Source organism: Streptomyces hirsutus (assembly GCF_001418415.1).
In the GTDB taxonomy this organism is placed as follows: Bacteria; Actinomycetota; Actinomycetes; order Streptomycetales; family Streptomycetaceae; genus Streptomyces; species Streptomyces hirsutus.
In genome coordinates this window covers 1-1,197 of the sequence record NZ_LIQT01000017.1, presented here as the reverse complement: position 1 = coordinate 1,197, position 1,197 = coordinate 1, and the positions used below count along the sequence as shown (strand labels likewise).

At 66.3% G+C, this 1,197-nt stretch carries 1 protein-coding gene; it reads right to left on the bottom strand.

Annotation, left to right across the window (positions count from 1 at the left end; genetic code table 11):
* A partial coding sequence (locus AOK11_RS01550; protein ID WP_055591796.1) for an IS630 family transposase occupies window positions 1-1,121 on the bottom strand: 1,121 nt, incomplete at its 3' end.
* Between the last annotated feature and the right edge of the window lie 76 nt (window positions 1,122-1,197).

Genomic DNA, 1,197 nt, shown 5'->3' with positions numbered 1-1,197 from the left:
TAGTGTCCTGCGCCAGAGATCCGTCGGCAGAATCGGGCGAGGGAGTCGAGGATCTCCTCGGCGGTCTTGGTCCAGATGAACGGCTTGGGGTCTTCGTTCCAGTCCTTGACCCAGGCGCGGATGTCAGCCTCGAGGGCCTGGACGTTCTTGTGCGCGCCGCGGCGGATCATCTGGTGGGCGAGGTAGCCGAACCACCGCTCGACCTGGTTGATCCAGGAGGAGCCGGTCGGGGTGAAGTGCAGTTCGAACCGTGGGTGTTTCGCCAGCCAGGCCTTGATCGCAGGGGTTTTGTGAGTGCCGTAGTTGTCCACGATCAAGTGGACCTGCAGGTGCGCTGGCACCTCCTTGTCGATCCGGATCAGGAACTTCTTGAACTCCGCGGCCCGGTGCCGACGGTGCAGGGCCGTGATGACCTCGCCCGTGGCGACGTCGAAGGCGGCGAAGAGGGTGGTCAGGCCGTTGCGGACGTAGTCGTGGGTGCGCCGCTCGGGCATGCCCGGCATCATCGGCAGCACCGGCTGGGACCGGTCCAGGGCCTGGATCTGCGATTTCTCGTCCACCGAGAGGACCACCGCGCCCTCGGGCGGGTTGAAGTACAGGCCCACGACGTCGTAGACCTTCTCCACGAACAACGGGTCGGTCGACAGCTTGAAGGTGTCCGCCAGATGCGGCCTGAGCTGGAACTGCCGCCAGATCCGTCCGACCGTGGACTTCGACAGACCACTGTGCTCGGCCATCGACGTCCGCGACCAGTGGGTGGCGTTCTTGGGCAGTTGTTCCAGCGTGGTGACCACGACGGCTTCCACCTGGTCCACGCTGATGGTGGGCGGCCGGCCCGGCCTCGGCTCGTCGGCCAGGCCGTCCAGCCGCTGGGTGAGGAAGCGCCGCCGCCACTTGCGGACCGTGTCCGCGGAGATCCGCAGGTTGCGGGCCACCTGGACGATGGGCGGAACGTCAGGGCCGGCACAGGCCAGCACGATCCGTGCCCGTAACGCCAGCGCCTGGGCGGAGTTGGCCCGCCTCGTCCAGCGTTCCAGCACGGCACGCTCGTCATCGCCCAGCAGCAGCGGCTCCAGCTTCGGACCACGACGCGGCGCCGACACTCCGGCAGAAGAACTCATACAAGGTCTAACGACGGATCTCCGGCGCAGGACACTAGTACTCCAGCAGGATTTCGCTGTCTGACCTGGTCTTTCG